11 protein-coding genes are annotated in these 21,308 nt (G+C 62.4%); 4 read left to right on the top strand and 7 right to left on the bottom strand.

The window, feature by feature from the left end; translation table 11 throughout:
* Positions 1-9: 9 nt before the first annotated feature.
* From AC1DMK_RS08935 to AC1DMK_RS08905, 7 genes are read right to left on the bottom strand one after another with little or no spacing between them, the layout of a single operon-like run.
* Positions 10-5,418: an FtsK/SpoIIIE domain-containing protein gene (locus AC1DMK_RS08935; RefSeq protein ID WP_477858441.1), complete on the bottom strand. Its 5,409-nt coding sequence runs from the start codon at positions 5,416-5,418 to the stop codon at positions 10-12.
* Complete coding sequence (locus AC1DMK_RS08930) at positions 5,415-7,040, bottom strand: hypothetical protein (RefSeq protein ID WP_477858439.1); 1,626 nt, start codon at positions 7,038-7,040, stop codon at positions 5,415-5,417. Before AC1DMK_RS08930 ends, AC1DMK_RS08935 begins: the two co-directional genes overlap by 4 nt.
* Before the next feature lie 13 nt (positions 7,041-7,053).
* Complete coding sequence (locus AC1DMK_RS08925) at positions 7,054-8,883, bottom strand: hypothetical protein (protein ID WP_477858437.1); 1,830 nt, start codon at positions 8,881-8,883, stop codon at positions 7,054-7,056.
* Positions 8,884-8,913: 30 nt separating this feature from the next.
* On the bottom strand, positions 8,914-9,729 hold the full coding sequence (locus AC1DMK_RS08920) for a phosphoadenosine phosphosulfate reductase domain-containing protein (protein WP_477858435.1): 816 nt from the start codon (positions 9,727-9,729) through the stop codon (positions 8,914-8,916).
* The gene (locus AC1DMK_RS08915; RefSeq protein WP_477858433.1) at positions 9,726-12,881 is read right to left on the bottom strand and encodes a hypothetical protein; all 3,156 of its coding nucleotides are present in this window, start codon (positions 12,879-12,881) and stop codon (positions 9,726-9,728) included. Before AC1DMK_RS08915 ends, AC1DMK_RS08920 begins: the two co-directional genes overlap by 4 nt.
* Complete coding sequence (locus tag AC1DMK_RS08910) at positions 12,881-13,780, bottom strand: DUF4007 family protein (RefSeq protein WP_477858432.1); 900 nt, start codon at positions 13,778-13,780, stop codon at positions 12,881-12,883. The genes AC1DMK_RS08915 and AC1DMK_RS08910 overlap by 1 nt, the downstream gene beginning before the upstream one ends.
* Before the next feature lies 1 nt (position 13,781).
* The gene (locus tag AC1DMK_RS08905; RefSeq protein ID WP_477858430.1) at positions 13,782-14,915 is read right to left on the bottom strand and encodes a cysteine desulfurase family protein; all 1,134 of its coding nucleotides are present in this window, start codon (positions 14,913-14,915) and stop codon (positions 13,782-13,784) included.
* A 578-nt stretch (positions 14,916-15,493) separates the two neighbouring features.
* Between AC1DMK_RS08905 and AC1DMK_RS08900 the strand changes: the two genes are divergently transcribed.
* From AC1DMK_RS08900 to AC1DMK_RS08885, 4 genes are all read left to right on the top strand, one after another.
* Positions 15,494-15,631 carry a hypothetical protein gene (locus AC1DMK_RS08900; RefSeq protein WP_477858428.1) on the top strand — a complete coding sequence of 46 codons (138 nt, stop codon included), beginning with the start codon at positions 15,494-15,496 and terminating at the stop codon, positions 15,629-15,631.
* A gap of 454 nt (positions 15,632-16,085) precedes the next feature.
* Positions 16,086-17,747: an SIR2 family protein gene (locus AC1DMK_RS08895; protein WP_477858426.1), complete on the top strand. Its 1,662-nt coding sequence runs from the start codon at positions 16,086-16,088 to the stop codon at positions 17,745-17,747.
* Positions 17,744-18,376 (top strand): hypothetical protein, encoded by a 633-nt coding sequence (locus AC1DMK_RS08890; protein ID WP_477858425.1) that lies wholly within the window; start codon positions 17,744-17,746, stop codon positions 18,374-18,376. The genes AC1DMK_RS08895 and AC1DMK_RS08890 overlap by 4 nt, the downstream gene beginning before the upstream one ends.
* A 3-nt stretch (positions 18,377-18,379) precedes the next feature.
* Positions 18,380-20,806, top strand: coding sequence for an AAA family ATPase (locus AC1DMK_RS08885; protein WP_477858423.1), 2,427 nt, complete (start codon positions 18,380-18,382; stop codon positions 20,804-20,806).
* Positions 20,807-21,308 lie beyond the last annotated feature (502 nt).

Raw genomic sequence — 21,308 nt, 5'->3', positions numbered from 1 at the left:
CAACTGTCTTCAGTCCTTGCGGCCAGCCGACGCCGCGCGCCAGCCCAGGACGATGGCGTCCGCGATGACGGCCGTCTCCTCCTCCGGGTCGAGGAAGGGAACCTGCGCGTAGGTCTTCTCGTCACTGTCGAGCTTGGCGATCAGATGGCCCTGCCCGAGCAGCTTCTCCGCGCCTCTGTCTCCGAGCGCGACCTTCGAGCTTCCCTCGTCGCCCAGCCTCAGCACCAGCTTGTTGCCCAGGTTCGTGCGGAGCTGCATCGACATTACCTGGTTGTCGGCCCGCTGGTAGATCATCACCATGTGGATGCCGGACGCCCGCGACTTGGTGGCGATCTCGTTGATGAGCGGCGAGACCTGCTCCTTGAAGTCTTCGTCCTGCATCCAGTTCGCCACCTCGTCGAAGACGAGGACGATCCGAGGCATGGCGACAGGCCGCTGCTCCGCCGGAAGCCGCCAGTAGAGGTTGATGTTGGGGGCGCCCGCGTCCCGCAGGGTCTCGTATCTCCGCTCCATCTCGACGACGAGGCCGCGGAAGAGTTCGAGGGCCTCCTCCTTGTCGCCGACGATCTGTCCTTCCAGATGCGGCAGCTTCGTCATCCAGCCATAGTCGACGCCTGCCTTCGGATCCACCATGTAGAGGCGGAGGTTGTCGGGCGAATTGAACGCGCAGAGATCGAGGATCAGGTTGGAGGCGAGGATGCCCTTGCCGCTCCCGGTCGAGCCGGAGATGATCGTGTGCGGCGCGGCCCTTGGAATCTCGCCGAATGGGCCGAACAGCGGCATGTAGAGCATCTCTCCGGAAAGCTCGGTCTCGCCCAGCACCAGCGCCCCGTTCGAGACGGGGGCCGCCGCCTCGAGATCGCGCTTCATCCAGGCGTCCGAGAGATGGACCACCGACCGCTTCGGCCTGTTGATCGATACCGCGATCTTGCCGGTCAGCGGCGTGATTCGGCCGATGTCCACGCCGTAGCGCGTCAGCAGGTCCGTCTGCTTCTTCTCGAGCCATGCGACCGTCACGCCCTTGCTGCCGTCGAGCGTGAGGACGGCGGAGTTCGGGGTGAGCCGCCGTTCAATGATCGCGGCATGCATGTTCTCGGCCTGAAGAGCGTCGCGCAGCTTGTCGACCTCCCCGTCCAGCCACTGCTCGCCAGCCGTGGTCTGGCCCGAGCGGCGCATGGCTGACAATGCGTTCCAGACGGTGGGGAGCCAGCCCGGCGGCGGGGCGGCCGCCTCTTCCGGCGGGGCGGCCGGTTCGACGACCGCCTCCTCGACCATCGCCGGAACGGGCGGTGGCGGAACGTCGGGTTCGGCCAGAGGCGGCGTCGGTTCAACAGCGGCCTTCTCGTCCTCCTTCATCTCCGGCACGTCGGACCGGGCCGGAGGCACGACGAGGAGCGGGCCGGAATACGGGTTGCCAGGCCATTCCGGCGGCACGCGGAGCCGCGACGGGGCGTTCTCATTGAGCAGGTCCTTGAAACCCCCGGCGATGGATGGCCGACCGTAGACCCACTGCGCCAGCAGCCGGCGCTGCGAAGCCGGGTGGATTTCGTGGTCGGGCACGAAGGCCTCGTTCTTCGGATCCTCCTCCATGTCGTGCACGTAGACGACGCTATGGCCGGAGACCGTTATCGGAAGCGTCCCGTCGCGAAGAGCCGCGAGCCATTCCTCGAAGGTCGTCCCGTCGATGTGGTCGAAGGGGTCGATGTGCTCGAGCACGAGGTCGGCGACGCGCGAGCGCCACGCCAGCGGATCGATTGTCCCGTCTCCGCTCGCCAGCCGCCGCGTAAGCGTGGCGACCGTGCTGGTGAGCTGCTCGAGCGAGTGCTTCTTGTGCTCACCCATGCCGGCGTAGGAGACGAACTTGGCCTCCCCGATGGCGATCCTCAGAATAGGCTTGCCGTCCACCTTGGCGAAGTTCACCGCCATGATGTCGGCCCTGTGGCTTCCAAGTTCGAGCCAGGGAATGAAGTCGTCGATGAAGAACCAGGCGGTGCGCTGCATCTCCGCGGCGGCGTCCTGCCGCAGCAGCGCCTCCAGCTCGCGCCTCGCAAGGACGAGGCCCAGCAGTTCGTGGGCGTGGTTGACACGTTCCGCGCCCCGCATGACCACCGCTCCCGAAAGGCTCGCCGACTGCCGGTGCACGGCCGACACGATCTCGTCGATCTCCGCCGCCGTGGCGTGCGGGATGGCGATCTTGAGATCCTTGACCAGCCGCTCTCCGAGCTTCTTGGCGTTGATCTCGGTCGAGATGATGACGTTGTGGTCGGACCGCGGCGAGCTGTAGTAGCGCAGGATGCGCCGTTCGTCGTTCGCAAGCAGCCTGCGGTCGGCGATCCGGTCGTAGGTCATCACCCATTCGGCGAGGCGGTGGGCCTTGTTCATCAGGTCCTTCACCGCGCCCGACTGGAACTCGACCTCCTGGAGCGGCACCCAGTGGTCGCCGGGCGTCGCGCCTTGCGAGATGCATCCGTGCAGCGCGTCGAGATAGGCCTCGGACGCAGGCAGGCGGCTGGGCGACGTCAGGTAGGTCCCGGAGGTGGTGTCCCCCTTGTGGAAGGGCTTCTTGCGGGAGTGCGACGCCGGGACGTGAGACGCGAACGGCGCTTCCGCCGCCGCCGACACCCTCGCCCATCGGACGTCCGCCTTGCGCGAGACGACGCTGTGGAGGATGACTATGTCGTGCGCCTTGCCGTAGTTCTCGTCCAGAACGTCGGGGCTGATGATGCCGACGCGCAGCCTCGACAGGAAGTTGCGTGCCGCCTCGCTCGTCAGCGCGCTGTCGACCTCGTAGCCGATGCGTCGGTTCTGCTGTTCGTAGATGCGCCGGAGCTGCGCCGCGTCGTCATGGGTGATCACGAGGTCGCAGCGGAGCGTCGCCTCCTTCTCCATGAGCGCCGCCATGTGCTCGGCGAGCTTGACGGGCAGTCCCTCGGACTCCGAATTGAGGAGCATGGTGTTGAAGTTGGCCTTCTCGTGCGGCCGGAGTTTCAGATAGTCCTTCGCGACGGTGTCGAAGCTGTCGGCGATCTCGTCGGCGGGTTCGTCGGCGATGACCGCCTCGCCCGGCCGCGGGCTCTCGAGCAGGCTGAGGTCGAGGGATCTGATCGTCTCGACCAGAAGCTCAGGCTTCGTGCCGTCGCTCTGCCCGACGCCTATACCGAGGTCCATGTAGTAGGACGACGTCAGGTTACGGACCGTGTCGCGAAGGAACGGGCCGACCTCGGAGGCGAAACCGGCCGCCTTGCGCTGGATGCTGCGCATGGCCGTCGCGAGCTGCGCGGCCTTCGCCGCCGCCTCCGCCAGGCGCATCGGGTTCCATCCGCAGACGATGACGGTCGGCCTGTCGCTGGTAACCTCGGCGACGCCGATCTGCAGGAGCGGAAGCCAGAGGTCGCGTATCGCCCGAGGGCTGGCCGCGACCGTGGCGAGCGTCGCGAGAAGCCGCCCGTAAAGTTCACCCTGGAGGATCATTTCCCGCGCGGCGAGCCCGTCGCCGCTTCGCATCGCAAGAACCGCCTGCCCATAGGCGGTCCGGAACGCTTCGAAGGCGGTCTGCAAGGAGGCGTGCGCCTCGTTGGTGAGGATGCCCTCGGCCAGAAGGTCGTCCAGGGACTTCTCCCAGCCCGCGTCGATCACGTTCTCCTCGACCTTGTCGTTGGCGAAGTGGCCGTTGTTGTCGTGACGGGCGTCGTTGATCGAGGACTGGTTCTCGAGGTCGATGGTCTGGATGGATCCGTGTTTGTCGTAGCGATTGGCCGACACGACCGATCGCAGCAGCGGAACCTTTCCCGTTTTCATGACCACGGCGCCCGTCTGGCAGAGCACCTGCAGGTCGTCGGAGAAGGACAGGCCCATCGCGCCCGCCTTCGGCGACCAGATCATCTGCGCCTTCGGGCAGGACCGGAGCTGTTCGGCGGTCGGTTTCTTCGACGCGCCGTCGGCGTCGAAGAGGTGCGCTTTCGGAACGTGGAACGCCTCGAACTCGAAGGCGGTCGCGGTCTTCGACTCGGATGTGTTCTCCTTGAACTCGGGGCCGTCCCAATGCGTCCAGCAGCGGCCGAAGTCGAGGACGATCTCCGGCGCGAGCAGTCTGTCGAGACCGCGGTAGCGGTCTCGCAGATAGCGGCAGAGACGGGTGTTCTTGTCCTCCGTCCAGAAGTTCAGGTCGTCGCCGCGCCGTAGGCGGACGTAGACCGCCGACTTGTCGTCGGCCTCGTCGGGGATCGCCATGTTGATGAGTGAGAGAAGCCCCTCCTGCAGGTCCTTCGTCTCGACCGGCTTGCGGTAGACCAGCTTCTCCCATCGGCGGTAGAGCTTCGGCTCGTCTCCGAGCATCGTCGCGAACTGCGAGAAGAACTGCTGATGGACGTCGTCGGGACGAATGCTGTCGCGCTTGAGGGACGCGAGCATATCCTTCTGCCCGTCGGTCAGGGTGCCGGGATGGCGGCGGTCGAAGAAGGCGCGTGTGTCCTCCCCGAACGTCGCCGACGTCTTCTGCCGCGCGCCGGAGAACAGCGGCTCGACGAGGTCCCACGAGATGCGGGCGACCGTCTCCTGCTCCTTCAGCCACGCTCCCGCCCCGACATCGGGATTGGAAAGCAGCGCGCGGATCGATGCGGCGACGGGAGGCGCGACGTCGCCGGAGGCCTCCAGCGCGTCGAGGCTCTTCTTCAGCTCGATCACGTTGAGGCTGTCGTCCCCCTTGCTGCGCAGATAGAGCGCGGGACGGTGCTCGTCGAAGACTTTGCGGAAGAACGCCTCCGACTTGTCCGCCCCCTGCTCGATGGCGATGCGGCGGTCTCCGGCGTTCATCGGGAGGCGCAAGGCGGGAAGCGCGCGTCTGACGGCCTCTCCGACCGGCAGCCCTTCCGCTCCGGTCATCAGGTCGCGGACTTCGCCCATGAATTCGGAGAGCATGGTCACCTCGGAAACGATCCCGGCGCGCTTGAGACCTTCGAGCACGTTCGTGAGCTGGTCCTGGATCGGCTGCGAAGCCCTCGGGTGGCCGGCCGCGGCCCATCGGGCCATGTCGTCGGTCAGCCAGTCGCTGTTGATGACGGACACGTGGGCGAGACTGGCCCGCACGGACGCCGTGTCGCTCTTCGGCACGGAAAAGACAGTGAGCGCCGTGTCCTCGGTGGTGTTGCCCCGGTGATAGGTCGCGGTCTCGTCGGAAACCTGCGCCTTTCCGATCTCGTGCCGGCCGTCGCCCGCGATCTTCGGATGGACGAAGACCTCGACCTTACCGTGTTCGGTCGCGACCTCGGCGATCTCACGCGCCACCGCGCAGGTGACGTCGTCGTCGAGGTCGATGATCCCGTAGAGGATGCGGGTCGGAGGGCCGTCGTCCCCCTCGGCTTCCAACTGCTCGCGGATCCGGTCAGCAGCAATGCGGCCGATGATCGAAAGATTGCTCATCGCGTGGCGCCCCCTTCGGGAAACGGATTGATGACGAACGCACAGTCGTCGGACTTGCGGTCGATGAAGCCCAGGACGCGCAGGCGCTCCTCGAAGCGCCGTTCGTTGGACACGAGGGTTTCGCCCGGCGCGGGAAGGACGTTCGAGGCGGACTTGGCCTCCTCCACCCCGATGACGAACCCGTAGCGGTCGTAGAGGATCCGCAGGAACTCCTGCAGCTCGATGGTTCCGTCGACGTTGGCGACGACCAGGGCCTCGAGGAGCGAGTCCGTCGGGCTGTACCAGCCGCCGACGCCCTGCTTCAGGGTCAGCAGCCCGAGCTGCCGTGAATGTGCGGTGAAGGCCTGGCCGATCGAGTGGCTTCTGGTCGCCGCCTTCTCCAGAAGCTCCTGTGCCTGCTCGCCCTTCGACCGCGGATGGGCGGTGCTGTGGGAGGAGCTGAACAAGAACCTGCTCTTCAACGCGACCTGCGCCTTGCCGCAGTCGATAGCGCTGTCGTCGAGAGACTGCCATTCCTCGGTCTCGAAGTAGGAATGGATGTAAGCCTCGACCGCCTTCTTCACGAGGTCCTTGTGCGAGCGGTAGTTTTCGATAGAGGCGGCCCGCACGTGCCCGCCGGAGGACGCTCCCAGCATGTCGAGATAGAAGATCGGCCGCGCCTTCTGACCATAGGTGCGGCCCGCCTGTTCGACGATGTAGACCACCTCGTTGAGCGCGGTGATGCGCATGAGGTAGTCGAGGGCGTCCTCGAAGGGAACGCTCCTGCGGCGAAGCACGCTCACCCAGTCGCGCGCGAGGTGGTCGTAGCGCTCGAGACGGGGCTGCGGGAGATAGGCGAAGCTGTTGGCGGCGAGCGTGCGGGCCTTCTGCAGGTCTGCGTCCGGCCCCTGCAGCTTCTTCGCGATCTTGTTCCAGTGGTTGGTCTTGCCGAAGACCCGCTCCTCGATCAGCGAAGCGAGGACGGTCCTGATCTCCTCGGACGACCGTGACAGCATCAGATAGTGGACTTCGCCGGTCCGGCGGAAGAACCGTCTGTCCAGTTCGCCGTCCCATCCGTCGGATTTCAGAGCGTAGTCGGGAAAGAGCGCGGCGTCGCCGAGCGGCTGCAGATGCCGCGACGTCCAGCGCTTGGCGTGCATCGGCTCGACCTCGGCCGAACGCAGCAGGTCGACGGCTTCGGAGAACTTGTTGAAGTCGTCGGAGAAGGCGTCGCGGACGTAGCCGAAGTCGAGATGCGGGAAGTCCTTCTTCACACGCGTCAGCCACTCGTTCCAGAGCGCGTTCTGGTCGGTGGAGTTGCGTTCGGACAGCGGCAGGATGTCCTGGTCGCGGAACATCAGATGGCGCAGGTTGTCGTTATAGTAGATGAGGTACTGGACTGTCTCATGGACGGGCCTGCCTTCGCCGTCCTGCGGCATGTCCGCGAGAAGCGGCTTGTCGATGCGGCGCTGCGCGGTGAGCACGAGCATCAGCTCGATCAGCGAAAACCATGTCGGCTGGTTGTCGTAGATGTCGAGGCCCCAGATCGCATAGTCCGTCCAGAGCGTCGTCTGCTTGAGATACTGGGAGGCGGGCACCTGGAGGGCGCCGGAGACCGGCCAGAGCATGTGGTTGTCGTTCATGGTCGGCATCCCCTTAGACGTCCAGGCTTTCAGGCTGCATCTGCCCCGTCCGCGTCAGGGACAGGACGGTCACGAAGGCCTGCTCGTCCTCGCCGCCGGACGAACTGCTGTTCAGGAAGGTAGAGGAGACAAGCGCGAAGTGGCGCAGCTCCTGCTGACACTGGCGCGAGAAGCTTGACGGGAGACTGCCGTCGGCGACCCGCATCAGATATTCGAACTGTAGCGGCCGCAGGTCGAAGGCGTTTTCGCAGCTCTCCTTGATGGAGCGCATGTGGATGGCGACCCGCATCTGCGGCCTGCCCGTGGTCGCATGCCGCTCGATGAGGATGCGCGCGGTGCCCGCGCCCTTGTAGACGGGCTGTTCCGAAAGCGTGATCCGTCCAACCGCGCCCTCGAGCCGGCCGATGGACCGCGCAAGCCACAGGCGTTCTCCGTCCTCCGTCATCATGCCGGTCAGCGTGCGGTTGATCCCCTTGATGAGGCTGCGCACGACCCGTTCCTCGACGGTCTTGTCGCCCGTCGCCAGCGCCGCGGTGAATTCGAGATAGCGCCCGGCGTGTTGGAAGATGGTGAGCTTCCACGGCGAGATGTCGTCGGCGTCGCCCAGGAGGAAGAAGAGGCGGCGGCGCTGCGCGCTGATCGCCGCCTCGAAATCGTGGCCGCCGTTGGTCAGCGACCCGCTCAGGTATTCGAGCCTGTTCTGGTCGAAGGTCGAGAACCCGTAGGTCGGATCGGCCTTCTCGAGCTTCTCGAGCAGCGGGGTCTCCGGCTTGTCGATTAGGAAGCGGTCGATCTGGTTGTTCGTCTCAAGACCGATGCCGAAGCTCTGCATCACGGAAAAGACCGGGAGCTTCTCGAGTTCGCGCGGCCGGAAGTTCAGACCGAGGGCGTTGTTGAAGGGGTTAGTGTAACGGTAGGCGTGATCGCGCGCCCTCTTGCGCGCCGTGCGGCAGCTCATGAGCGGCCTGTCCAGATTAGCAGCGTCCCCCAGAAGAATGTTGGAGACCAGCACGAGGATATAGCGGATCGGCAGATGGCGGTCGTTGAGGGCCGCGATTCGCATGACCTGCGCCAGGCGGTGCCGGAACGGGCTGTCCGCGCCGCGCAGAAGCTCGCGGTTGAGCCGGATCGGACAGGTCGTCTCGACGGTGCAGCCGGTGCACCCGGCGTCCCATTGCTCGTGCTCGACGATGCTGTCGACGATCTGGCTGAACACCGTGTCGTCGGCTAGTCGGCTCAGATTGAAGACGAGAGTGGAAATCCGGCCCTGGGGATCGGTCTCGGCGTCGTCGCGCAGCATCTCCATCACGGTGGTGTAGATCGCGCCGTAACGCGTCCTGTCCGCTTCGGGATATTCGTTGTTGGAGGAGGCGTCGCGCCAGAACTTCAGGAGCTGCCCGTCGTTGGCCGCGATCAGCCAGACGTTGGCGGCGTCGTCGCCGGAGAGGCTGGCTGCGAGCCGGGGAAGAATCTCCGCTTTCACGCTTTCCTTTACCTCGGAGAGATCTTTGACGACGTGGAGCGTCCGCCCGCCGGACAGGGGCACGGCGAGCGCCGAGCCGCCGCTCGTCTTCCAGTCCTCCTCGTTACCTGACAGTACGTCGAGGAAGAACTTTCTGATGTGGTAGGTCTTGCCGTCTCCCGCCGTCCCGGTCAGTATGAGATTGATGGGGGAGCCGCTCAGGAAGTTCTCCTGCATGCGCTCGAGTCGCGGAGCGACAGCCTCGATGGGCTTGACCCCGTGGCGCTGCACTGCGATGCGGACGTTTTCGTCAACTAGAGAATCGGACGTCGCCGTCGAGCCGTAGGAGCTCAGGAACGGTATCAGCGGATTGTCTGCCATTCGGTTTCCCTGTTTTCATTTGGCACTCCCCTACAGGTGGCAGATCGCGCACCCGTCCTCGTCGGACTTCTGCTTCACCTTGCGCCGCGGCATGTCCGCGATCTCGTCCAGGGTCCGGCCCTGGTTCCAGGTGAACTTGCGTCCGTTCTTACCGGTCTCGTATTCCTTCGCCTTCGCGAAGAGGTCCGGATGGTGCTCCTTCAGCCCCTGCCACTCGCCCTGCTGCTGGAAGAAGCAGAAGTAGCAGCCGGACCGGGAGCGCCAGTCGTAATATGCAGGCATGCCCAAGCCGCTGTCGGTCAGGATCTGCTGAACGTCGTCGATGGTCACGCCCTTGTCCTTGTAGGGGTAGACCGGAGAGATGTTGGGCTCCTCCGAGATCATCACGGGCTTGCCGTTGGCGACGTATCCCTGCCGCTTCTCGTCGGCGCGGATCGCGATATATGAGTAGGCCTTATCTTTCCCTACATAGTTTTCAAAAGGATGAATCTTCAACATCCGCGTGCACCAACGTGACTGCGGACTCGGAAGAAATCCCGAAAAATGCTCCCACAGGATGACGTCGAACGGCGTACGGCCATGACGCTCCGGGACGTTCAGCATCTCCAGCGCGGTTATCCGGACGATCTTCTTGCCGAGGACGTGCTCCAGGCGGTCGAAATAGTCGTAGGCCTCCGGCAGCTCGACGCCCGTGTCCGTCGTCACGTATTCAAAGTCGACGTCCGGATAGTTGATGCTCAGCCACACGGCCAGGCTCGAACTGTCTTTGCCGCCGGACAGCGGGACGATCTGTCGGGAGGTCGTGTCGTATACTGCATCGTCTACATGGGCGGGAACGACGGTCATGGCTTTTCCTTCTGCTGGGACCGCTCGATTCTCTCAAGCTGATTTGCAAGATATCGCATTCTCGCGCGTATGATCGGCACCATCTGGACGGGAGGTTGCTCCGTCGCAAGGGATGCCTCCTCAATCCGAGTCCGGGCCTCGCGCAATTCTTTGCGGAAATGCTCCTTGGTGTCGTCCTGCCACTTCTCGACGCCGCGCGTCATGAGGACGGAACTGACGACGCGGGCTAAACCCTCGACCGAATAGCGGCCACGCTTCGTGTCTCCGAGGGTTCGAAGAATCGTCTTGTCGGTCATCTTCAGGTCCGCCCGGCGTTGCAGGGCCTCGACGTCGAGGCAGTCGAACCATTCGTGGACGGCCTCGACGGAGTGCTTCCTGCTTCCTTCCAGCCGCAGCACGTCCTCGATGACCTCGACCGCGTCCCGTAGATATCCGTTGACGAGACCGTCGACGCCGTCACGAGCCTCCTTGAGGGCGCCGATGACGAAGGTCAGACGGGCAGCATATGGCCGGTCCTGCGGGCCGAAGATGGTGGGAAGCGTGTCGAGGATCAGCTCGGCCGGATCCTGCGCCTGGCTCACGGCGCGAAGGAACTTGGTCGCCGAATCGGACATGCGCCTCGAGCTTCTTGCGCCCTGCGCCACCGAAGACCCCCAAGTCTCCAGCGCGAGGTTGGCGAACAGGATCTTCTCCTCGAACCTGCCCGGCTTCTCGTAAAGGAAGACGTTGGCGAACTCCTCCAGGTACCGCAGCACCTGCGGAGAACTCTGGTGCACCTCTATCTCGACCTCGTCGGGCTGATCGAACATCTTGACCGAGATGAATCCCATCACGTCTCGGACGTAACCTTCCTTCGTGCGGATGGACACGGCCCTCGCAAAGGCCTTGTATCCCGCCATCACGAAGATCGGAACGAGGCCGGCGGCCATGCCGATGGGAGGCTTGCGCAGCTCGTCGACCAGCTCCGAAAGCTTGCGGCGGCCCCGGCGCGTATAGAAGTCCTCGACGCGCGACCAGGCGGTCATCAGCCCCTTGTCCGCGAGCTCGGAGGGATCGGCGAAGACGCCGACGCCGTCGCGCTCGAAATGAAGACCCGTTCGCGCGAGAACTGTCCGGTAGATCGACGCCTCGGCGGAACCGTCGCCCTCGAGATAGCCTAGACCGGGCGTTCCGGCGTGGCTGACGAGCCTGGTGATCATGCGAATACGCGCCGTCGAGATGTTCCGGGAGATCTTCGTCCGGACGATCTGGTCGTTCACGACCCTCGGCGTGAGCGGGTACCATCCGTCGAGAATATCGGAGACGGCGATACCGGCCGGGCGGTCGGCGCTCACTTTCAGGCGCGTACCATCCGCCCACCATTCGGATCCGCTCGGGCGGTCGGTGGTGAGGCGATGCATAACGACAGTAAGCTGGCGGCGGGCGATCGCGAGAAGCTCGTCGATTTCTCGAACGATCAGCGGGTCTTCCGACAGGAAGGCCTGATCCTGCTTGAGCGAGAGTAGCGCCTCGACCTCGAGGGCCGCCTCGGAAACTGGCACAGCCTCTGTCGGAAGGACGAGGATCGTCCGGGGAGAAGGCGTTTTCGCCAGCGCTCGGGCGACGGCCACCTGGTCGGCGGTGTCGGCGATCACGTAGATGATGCGGCCCCAGTCGACGTCAAACGGCGCGTCTAGCGCCTTCTGAAGATCGCCGGCGCGGACGTAGCCGCCCGTCAGGTAACGCGAGACGTTGTTGCGGACGTTGTGGCGCACCGGGCGGATGAACGGGGCGGCGTGCTGCATTGCAAGGAATGCCATGAGGTCGAAGTCGGGGGAGAGCCGGATGCGTTCTTCGCGCAGCCGCGAGGCGACGTCGACGTCCGCGCCGTGCCAGACCGACATCTCGTCGTTCAGCTTGCGATGGATCACGAGCTTACGCTTAGCGAGGCTCTCAATGACCTGCTCGGCCTCCTCGATGGTCGCGCCCTTGGAGACGAGCGCCCCCACGAGTACGGAGCGCTTGAGACGACGGCGCTCGCCAGACGCTCCGGCCTGCAGCAGGAAGGTTGCGGCCAAGGCCTCGCGTTCGATTTCGCTGTCCGCGCGCGATCGCGCGCTCTCTACCTCGACCCATTGCCTGTGCAGTCCACCGATGCCGACGTCCGACTGGATCGCCTGCGAGAAGGCCTCGTACACGTCGTTCATCCCGACAGGGCGGTCAAAGTTGGTCTGCTCGATGAAGGAGAAGAGGGTGCGTTCGTTCTGTCCAACGCGGGCCACGAGCCGCGGCAGCGCCTGCAGCGCCGCGGCCGTCAGTGGCCATGCGCGCTCCTGCAGGCCCCGCATCTCGTCGGCGTCGGAGACGTCGTCGAACCAGCGGCCCTCGATCGCGCGGGAGACGGCCTCCGCCCGCATCACGTCCGGAAGAGGCGCGACGTCGCCGGCGCGGGCTGACACCAGCTTTGCGGCGAGCGCGTAGAGTTCGCGGCTGTCCTCGACGAACATGTGCTGCTCGAAGCGGCCCTCTATCTTGCGCCACTCGTTGCGGCTGGTCTGGTTGAGGGTCTGCGCGTAGGCGAGCAGGTTCTGGTGCAGAAGAAGCGTGAGGCTGATCGTCGGGCCCTCGGGGCGGACCACGAGTTCGGACAGCTCTTGGATGGCTTCCAAGTCGCGCGTCCGCGCGTCGCGCACAAGGCCCTCGAGATGACGGCCGAACTCGTCCCATACGATGGCGACGTGGTCGACGTTCTTCATCTTTCGGATCGCGGAAACGGCCGCCCTGACAGACTTAACCTCGCCGAGCTCGAGCCCGATAGCGATTTGGGCCGGAAGATCGGATACGTAGCCCGAAAGCACGACCGCCTTGCCGCGCGTACCAGACGCCACGCGATCATTGATTGTCTTGGCAACCTGCGCGTCGACGCTATAGATTCGGGACGCTAGATCAGCGAGGACGCCGGAGGACGACGAATCGTTGATGGTTGCCAGAACGCCGATGCCTGCCGAAAGCGACTTGCCGCTGCCATAGGAAGCTATGACCATCGTTGCTTTGTGGCTGAGCACTGCCGCGATCAGAGGAATAGAGCGCGATGTTGGATGGTAGTGCGAGAAGCGCTTCGGATGGCCGACATCGTCGCGAATGTTAATTGACTTGAACACGTTGGCGCGCATCAACCTGCTCCGATCCGCTTGAAGTGGAGGGAGTACCACTCGCTCGCCCCAATGCGCGGCATCGTGATGGTGCGGGTCGATCCGAGCAAAGACAGCCGGACGCCCCGGTCGCCGTATTCGTCGGCGGCGACCTGTGCCAGCTCATTGATCGTGTCGCCGTCAATGTTGAACAGCCGAGCCGGAGATCCCCTCCGGCTGATCAGGTCGGAAAGCGGCAGCGTCTCGGTGTCGGCATCCAAAACGATCCACTGTACGGATGCAAGAAATGCCTCCACCGGAACCGCGTCGAGCGGGGCGGTCTTTTCGAAACGTCCGGTGTCGGTATGCTTGACGAGCAGCCCGAGCGTCCGCAGGGGCGAGATCGTGAAGTCCTCCGGATCTTGAGCGTCGCTCGCTGGGAGAGCCGCGTAGGTCCCAAGGAGGCAGGCTACTTCACGCTGCAGCACGCTCACCGTCGTTTGGTTGGCCGCGTGATCGCGCACGAATCGGAGGAGGCTTTCAATGCACGTTTCGCGGTCAAACACGCCGGAGCGGAAATCGTTAAAGAACCAGCTCCACGCCGTCCCTGGACGACGAGCGAGGATCATATGAACAAACCAAGTCGATACGGCGTATTCGAAGTGGGCGTCTAGATCTGACACAAGTCGTCCCAACAGTGAGGCGACGAGAGGCGATGAACGGCCGTTCGAGGCGCCACCGCGGGAGGCCAGACCTGTGGCTTCGATCCAGAACTGCAGCGACTTCGCCATGTTTTTGCCAAGACCGAGTGCATCCGCAGTGTCAAGGTCGCCCTTGAAGCCGCCACCAGAGATGATCCGCGACAGGCCTTTGTCAAGCCACCCTTCTCGCAGAGTGAACGTCTCGTGCCGGCCAAATTCAAACTTGATCTTGCCTACCATACTACTTGCGAGCTCTCACGCGACTGACGGCCTCTTCGATCAATGGAATGGCTCGGTCGACCTCTTCGATTGTGTTTAGGACAGAAAAGGAGAAGCGGAGGCATTGAAAGGCTTCCCGCTCGGAAAAACCCAAGGCTCGTAGGACGGGAGAGGCAGATGGTTTCATCGAGGAACATGCTGAGCCATTGGAACAGATAATTCCCTCAGCATCGAGTTGCGCAAGGAGAGTGTCCGCGTCGGCGCCACGAAACATGACGTTGCTCGTATTTGGCAATCGGAGAGAATGCGAGCAGATGACTGATAAGTCTGGAATTTTTTCTAAGAGCCTTTCTTCGAAATGCTCGCGTAACTTAGCGAGCTTGGACACCGCACCGTCGAAGCTCTGAAAGCGCTCCGCTATAGCGACTCCCAAGCCGACTATCCCTGGCACGTTTTGAGTTCCTGAGCGGAAACCTCGTTCTTGGCCGCCACCCAACATTGTGCGAGGGAGAGCATCGAGCAGTCGATCAGACATCCATAGGAAGCCGGTACCTGTCGGACCGTGCAACTTATGGCCACTGAACGAGATGCTATCGACCAAATCAGTCGACAGGCGGACGCGCCCGAATGCTTGCGCTGCGTCGACGTGAAGGTAAACTTGCGCCGTTGATGCCTTACAGACGGCGGCGACCCGGTCCAGAGGTTGCAGGACACCAGTTTCGCTGTTTGCGGCCTGTACACAAACAAGAGCGACATCTTTTGCTGACGTCTCCGATAGCGCTTCCGCGAGGGCCTCTATATTTACGACGCCGTCGGGGCCAACTGAAATTGACGTGCAACTCTCCGCTGCCAAAGTGGGAGCGGTTACGGAAGCGTGCTCAACAGCAGAGCTTATAATTCTCGCCTTTAGCTGTGCAAATCCGTTTATTACAATGTTGTTAGCTTCTGTGCCGCCGGAGACAAAAATGACGTTGTCTGGATCGTCATACCCAAGCGCCGTGCTTATTGTCTCACGCGCACCACTTAACAATTTCCGAGCGAGGCCTCCTTGCGAGTGAGCGCTCGAAGCATTTAGTGGTCCTTTCGTTGCAGCCTCTGCGACGGCAAGTGCCACCTTAGGAAGCATTTCTGTGGTAGCGTTAGCGTCGAAGAACATTGTTAACAAAGGCCTATCGAATTGCTGCAGTTAAAAAAACGAATCACGGATGTGAGGAATTCTTTATGCCATGAATGGCACTGAAAGGCGTGGATTTGTAATGTATTGCCTTCTTCAGTTGCAAGTGGCGCGCGTACTTTGCCCGCTTAAGGGCCAAGTTGTCTGGCCAAACGGCGTCCTGGCATCATGGGCAGTCGGAATCGCGATCTCGCTTCTAACGCCCTCGTACAAGCAGACGCCTTTCAGCCCGTTCACCTACGATGGAAACACCAGTGTCATGGTCGACGGGAGCGACTGAGAAAGTAGGATTCGAAGACCTGCGATCGCCATGAGGATCGTCAGGGGAGATCCTACCTTCGAATCAGAAGAATGGTCGCAGAGAGCTTTTCCCGCACACAGGTGGAAGTGACCCGAACCGCCGTGGTCGTGACGCCGACGACCAATTCAACGATGAACAAAGATGCTCAGTCATTACTGATGCGGCTGATGTCAGGCGTTAGTGGCGCGCGCGACCGAAGTAGCGAGCCATGGGCAACATTCGAAAACATGACGCGACATGGCATCGCCGGATAACGTCCATGGGAACAACCGCTCCGACGGCCGGAATGCCGTCGGAGCCTAGGTTCAGTAGACTGGCGGTGAAAGCGCGCGTCGGTCACTTCATCGACCGTCACCGAGAGGCCTTCTTCGCCGAGGTCGCGGCCATCGTCGTCTGATGTCACGGCAACCGTTCACGCCGGTGTAAAGCAGAGCCCTTCCTCTCGTCAGGGCATCCACGAATCCACGGATCTGGTTGGTGTGCGCCTTGACTGTAGTAAGAGACTTCGGACTGCCAGATGTGATCGCCGCCTTCGTCGTACCGGAAGATGAGGATTTTCTTGGCTGAACGGTCACCAGAGCGAAGTCGGCCATGCGGCTGGCAAAGCTACTTCTGCGTTCTCAACTGAGGCTTGCGGATCAGCCGGGCGGCGCCGCAAACCTATAAATGTTAGCAACGTCGAAATCCGACATGTTCGAGGCGGAAAAACTCTGAAGACAACGGCTTCTTGCCGATGGACCGCATCGGTTTCGGCGAGTACAAGGTTTTTCTACTGCACCTTTCGATTGTTCTTTTGAGGCTGAATGGCACTTCCTCCCGCAGCTACGATAACTATTCCAGAGACCCTCGCGATGCTTGACGGGCCCAAGCGGGAGCTCGCAGACGGCGTCGCCAACGATCGCTATGTCTTCTGGCTGGGCTCGGGCATCTCGCGCGAACGAATGCCGGACCTTAAAAGTCTGGCGAAGCGAATCCTTGTCTCGCTTCAGGGACGGATTGATCAGAACGAAGCGAACTGTCGTTTTCGTGAAGCACTCGACCAGGTGGTCCGCAACGCGGGGCCGAGTCCCGACGAATGGAATTCGGTCGATTATTCGATCAGTCCGGATCAGTGGCCGGTCTTCGAGGCGCTCGCCGGCCGCCTGGTGAACAACTACGCGCGCATGCTGGGCGTGGCCGTCGACGGCGAGGAGGCGGACTACCTCCTCTGGGACGTCTTGAATGCCGCCGCTGTGTACTCGGATCCGACGATCGCGCCCGATGCCGAGCATCTCTGCCTTGCCGCTCTCGCAATGGAGGGGGTCGCATCGGAGATGCCGTCGGCAAACTGGGATTCGCTGGTCGAGAGGGCGTTGGATATCCTGGCGGGTGGAAAGCCGATCCAGCGTGTCGCGATCGCCTCGGACGATACCAGAACCGGTCGCAGGCGCACCAATCTCTACAAGTTCCATGGTTGTGCAAAATCGGCATTGGAGAACCCGGCGCGATTTCGGCCGTTGCTCGTGGCAAGGCAAAACCAGATCAATGGCTGGATTGCTAACAACCCTGTCATGGCGAACGCGCTGATCAACTTAATCGTTACAAAACCGACGCTGATGCTCGGTCTTTCCGCGCAGGACTCGAACATCCAGAGCCTTTTCGCGAGCGCCCAGGTTCAGATGCCCTGGCATTTTCCGGCTAGTCCGCCAGCCTATGCCTTCGCGGAAAACACTCTGGGAGGAGACCAGGAAAGCCTGCTTCAGAACGTATATCATCAGGAGTTCAATGCCGGTACCCGCGCTGCGATCAAGGCCGATGCATTGGTCCAAGCCTTCGCTAAACCACTGCTGTTGGCACTTCTTCTCTTCGTTCTGACGGAAAAACTGTCGCGTCTCGTGCGTGAGGGGCTGCCGGCGATTGAGGACATCGAAAGGGCGAAGCTCGCGGAGGGGCTTGGGCACGGCCGCAACCTTCTGGCTGCCAAGGTAACGGCAAGTGCCGACGATGTAATGAGCCTGATTACTACGATGGGTCGGACTATGACAATGCTCAGGGAGGGTGCGCTTCCAACGGTTGCATCCGGTCTGTATAGTCCGGTAACGGCCGAGCCTTTGGAGCTCATGAACTCGAATCCCAATCTTGCGGGTGGCGGAATTGCCGAGTTTGCCGTCGGATTGAGTCTGGTGGGGCTCGGCCTGGATAGAGGTCTCTGGACCGCAGAGCGCCCAGATACCGCCGTGCCGGATTCCGGCGCCTTCGGGCTTGTGGGACGCAGCGGCGCGGCGAAGATTTTTTTCGCAGGCGATCAGCGCGCCGCCATTCGTTTGATTACCAACGGACTGCTCGCGGATAATGACGACGTGGTCGTTGTCCACAGCCAGTCAAATCCTGCTACCATGCCCCGGTCGCCTCGACGTCCGCCTGGTCGAACAGGTCTGGCTCCTGTCCGCGAGGTTAGCGTCGAGGACCTCCTTGCGGAGGGAACCGAGGTAGAGGATCTTCTGGAACGTTTTCGAAACAAGGTGGCCTTATGACGGCGGCAATCCCTGCGGAAAGAGTTGCGGCAGTTCTGAAGGATGCGGGATACCGCCGCCTGGATGCTCCCCTGGAAATCGCAGGTCTGGTGTTCGACGTGGCCGGCGCCTTTGTTGGAGTGGGACACTCCGCCGATCTGGTGATTGTCGGCGACATGGCAGCGAACGGCGAAAAGAAGGTTGTCCAACAGATCGAGGGCATCGCCCGCGCTCTTGACGTGATGCGGTCACAGCGCCCCCTGACTTCGATCATCGTCGGTCCTCGACCGGTAGGGAGAAATCTGCAGGCGCTTTCACAGGTCGGACGAATCCTCGCTGTCGAGGAGGCGGCCGATCCAAAGGACCTCCTGGACAAGCTTTCGATCCTGCTCCCTTTGAAACTCCCAAGAGCCTTGTTCAGCGAACACGACATTGGCGTCGGAGAGGAGAATATCATTCCCAGTACCGATCAGGCCGCCCGGTTTCTCGAAGCCTCCAGCCTCGGCGAGGACGTTGTTCGAACGCGTTTTCATGAGGCGCTCAGGCGAGCTTTGGGGGAGGAAGTTAATGACTCCCAATTGGTCGAGCCCGACGAGGAGATAGTCGTCGAAGAACGGCAAGTTGACGCCGAACGGGATGCAGAGGCCTGAACGATGCGGTTGAAGTCGCTTTATATGAAAGATTTTCGGAGCGTGGACGGCGAAGTCAGAGTTTCGCTCGACGCGCCGATCGTGCTCGTCCACGGGCCTAATGGAGCGGGCAAGACGAGCCTGTTGTCGGCAATCGAGATGGGCCTTACCGGAGCAGTGCCGTCGCTGTCGCGCGCCGAACCCGACTACCTTTCCTATCTGCCGCACAAGGAAAGGCCTTTTGGAGAGGTCAAAGTGGAGGTCGAGACGACGTCCGGAGACCGACTCGTTGGCGATATGCGAGTGACGGCCGACGGGGCCGTCGGCACTCCGGTCCTCGACGGCTTGCAAGCGAGCTTCTTCAGCGAGCGGAGCTACCTGGCGCAGTCGACCTTGGGACGCCTTCTCGAGATCTATCAGCATTCCGACAAGAGGGCCGATTCGCCGCTAACCCGTTTCGTGAAGGAGTTGCTCGGCCTTGATCGAATGGAGGCGATAATAGGTGGTCTGTACTCGGCTGGAAACATCACGCGCTTGAGAACCCCGGTACCGTCTTACGACGACACGCGCGCTGCGATCGCCGCGAAGGAGAAGACGATCGACGAGCTCGACAGGCGGCAAGCGAACCTGAAGATATCCGTCGAGACGCTCGGGGCGGAGGTTCGCGAGATGCTGGCGCGTGTTGATCCCGGATTGTCGGCCGAGGGCGGAAGTCTGCGGGCGCTGCTTGAGCTGCTGCCGCCACAGGGCGACGAGGAGGACGGCCTGATGGAACTTGCCCGATCAAGACGGGAACTCGCAGTGCTCGACGAGACCTGGAACATGGTGAGAACCGCAACCGGCACTGGTGAGCGGCTTTTGCTCGAGGCCGTCGCCACGGAGGCCAGAAGGGCTTTCGGCGAGTGGATCCGGATACGCGGCCAGGACGTCGAGGCGTTGCTGCAACGGGCTGACAGCTTTTTTGCGGACCTCGTCGTTTCAAGCGAGAGCGGGTTCGTCGAACGTGGCGATTCTTTGCGTGGACGCATCGGCGCCGACGTCGAGCGAATTGATGGCGTCATCAAATCCCACGAGGCCGCAGTTCGCGTGATGGAGCAGATCAGGCGCGAGGCGGAGGAGGCACGGGCGCGCCTGTCGCGGCTCGACGAGCAGTTCGAAGCCGCGACCGATGCCAACGAGGTTCTCGCAAAGATGCTGTTCGAGCTCAGCACCCACATCCACGACGACAATTGCCCGGTATGCGATCGCAATTTCGGCGAAGTAAGCACGACGCCACTGAGCGCGCATGTCGCCACAAAGGTCAGCGAGATGCTTGAGAACGCCGGGCGGCTACAGTCGCTCTCGCGAGACAGGACGAGTACGAGTTCCGCAATCGCCTCGCTGGAACGCCGCCTGTCCGAAGCAGGGTCCGACGTGTTGGCGGACGAGGAGCTCACGCGCCTGAAAATGCGGCTGGCCGACCTCTCCGACTTCGGGCAGGAGTTGAGCGCGACGGCGTCCGACATGAAGAACGGCGATGACCTGAGAAGCGCCGCGGCGGCCAGCGCTAGAAACGCAGCGGCGGTTCAAAGCGCCGACCAGTCGATTGAGGTCCTCCGGAGAGACGCGTCCGCCCTCGCTGATCGGATCGACGTGGCCTCGGAGCCCCACGAGTCCGTTGGGGAGCTGCTTCAACGGATCGGTTCGGCCATCGACCGCAGGGACAACGTCCTGAACGAGAGACTCGAAGAACGCAGAATCCTGTCTGAAAAGGCGGCCTCCCTGAATGCCGAGGCCGACGCTCTTTCAGCCCTCGGCAGGGACAGGAAGCAGGCGATCTCCGAAGCCGACGAACTTCGGCGAAGGCGCGCGGACGCTGACGACATCATCGAGACGGCCAGGGATCTCGTACGCAAAACGCGGGAAGCGAAGGGGAATGTCGTCCGCAAGGTGTTCAACGACGAGCTTAACGCGCTATGGCGAGACCTTTTCGTCCGTCTGGCCCCGGAGGAGCCCTTCATTCCGGCCTTCGCAATACCGAACGTCACCTCCGGGGAAATCGAAGCCGTCCTCGAAACCCACCACCGTCGCGGTGGCAAGGGCGGCAACCCGCGGGCCATGCTGAGCGCCGGCAACCTCAATACCGCCGCGTTGACGCTTTTTCTTGCCCTTCATCTGTCGGTGGAGGCGCAGCTCCCCTGGCTCGTGATCGACGATCCCGTCCAGAGTATGGACGAAGTTCATATCGCTCAGTTCGCAGCGCTAATTCGGACGCTATCGAAACAGATGGGCCGACAGATCATCCTTGCCGTGCACGAACGTTCGCTGTTCGAGTATCTCAGCCTGGAACTGAGCCCGGCGTTCCCTGGCGACAGACTGAACGTAATCGAACTGGGGAGGAGTTCTTCCGGCCAGACGACTTGCCGGTGGGACGCCAAGCTTTACGAGACGGATCGCGCAATCGCAGCCTAGCTCGATATTTGGGTCGTCCAATCGCACAGTTTTGTGGTTCTTTGGTCGCAACGACTGCATCGAGTATTTATGCATGGGCTGGCGCCCCCCAAGGTTTCGACGTCCCCGCCGCCTCTCGGCAGTCGAAGATTACATGGAAAACAGAAGCGTGCCGATCGAAGTGGATCTTTGGTTTGAACGAGAATCTGACAGCTATGCGGAGGACGACCGAGATTGAAGTCATCGCGTGCCTGAGGCGCCCAAGAGGCAGTCGAAAACGCGAAACCTCGGTGCCGCTCACCACGGGCGGGATAATTCCGGTGCTCGACACCAAGTGCCGCCAACTCAAACATATCCCCGGAGACCGCCGCCGTCGTCAGCGGCATCCAAAAGAGAGAGGACTACGGTGCGCGCATCCGAGAGAAGTCGTATCAACGAGAATGCGAGGGGTGCATTTTGCAAAGCAGCACTTCCAAAGTGTCATGGGGATGAGTAGGAGAAGGCCTTTTCGCCGTAGTCCCCC

This window comes from Rhizobium sp. 05L419 (assembly GCF_056397845.1).
This window is presented reverse-complemented; position numbering and strand designations above follow the sequence as displayed.

Bases quoted from the DNA above. Each gene is read 5' to 3' on its own strand.
- AC1DMK_RS08935 (WP_477858441.1), bottom strand. From the start codon at position 5,418: ATGAGCAATCTTTCGATCATCGGCCGCATTGCTGCTGACCGGATCCGC.
- AC1DMK_RS08930 (WP_477858439.1), bottom strand. From the start codon at position 7,040: ATGAACGACAACCACATGCTCTGGCCGGTCTCCGGCGCCCTCCAGGTG.
- AC1DMK_RS08925 (WP_477858437.1), bottom strand. From the start codon at position 8,883: ATGGCAGACAATCCGCTGATACCGTTCCTGAGCTCCTACGGCTCGACG.
- AC1DMK_RS08920 (WP_477858435.1), bottom strand. From the start codon at position 9,729: ATGACCGTCGTTCCCGCCCATGTAGACGATGCAGTATACGACACGACC.
- AC1DMK_RS08915 (WP_477858433.1), bottom strand. From the start codon at position 12,881: ATGCGCGCCAACGTGTTCAAGTCAATTAACATTCGCGACGATGTCGGC.
- AC1DMK_RS08910 (WP_477858432.1), bottom strand. From the start codon at position 13,780: ATGGTAGGCAAGATCAAGTTTGAATTTGGCCGGCACGAGACGTTCACT.
- AC1DMK_RS08905 (WP_477858430.1), bottom strand. From the start codon at position 14,915: ATGTTCTTCGACGCTAACGCTACCACAGAAATGCTTCCTAAGGTGGCA.
- AC1DMK_RS08900 (WP_477858428.1), top strand. From the start codon at position 15,494: ATGGGAACAACCGCTCCGACGGCCGGAATGCCGTCGGAGCCTAGGTTC.
- AC1DMK_RS08895 (WP_477858426.1), top strand. From the start codon at position 16,086: ATGCTTGACGGGCCCAAGCGGGAGCTCGCAGACGGCGTCGCCAACGAT.
- AC1DMK_RS08890 (WP_477858425.1), top strand. From the start codon at position 17,744: ATGACGGCGGCAATCCCTGCGGAAAGAGTTGCGGCAGTTCTGAAGGAT.
- AC1DMK_RS08885 (WP_477858423.1), top strand. From the start codon at position 18,380: ATGCGGTTGAAGTCGCTTTATATGAAAGATTTTCGGAGCGTGGACGGC.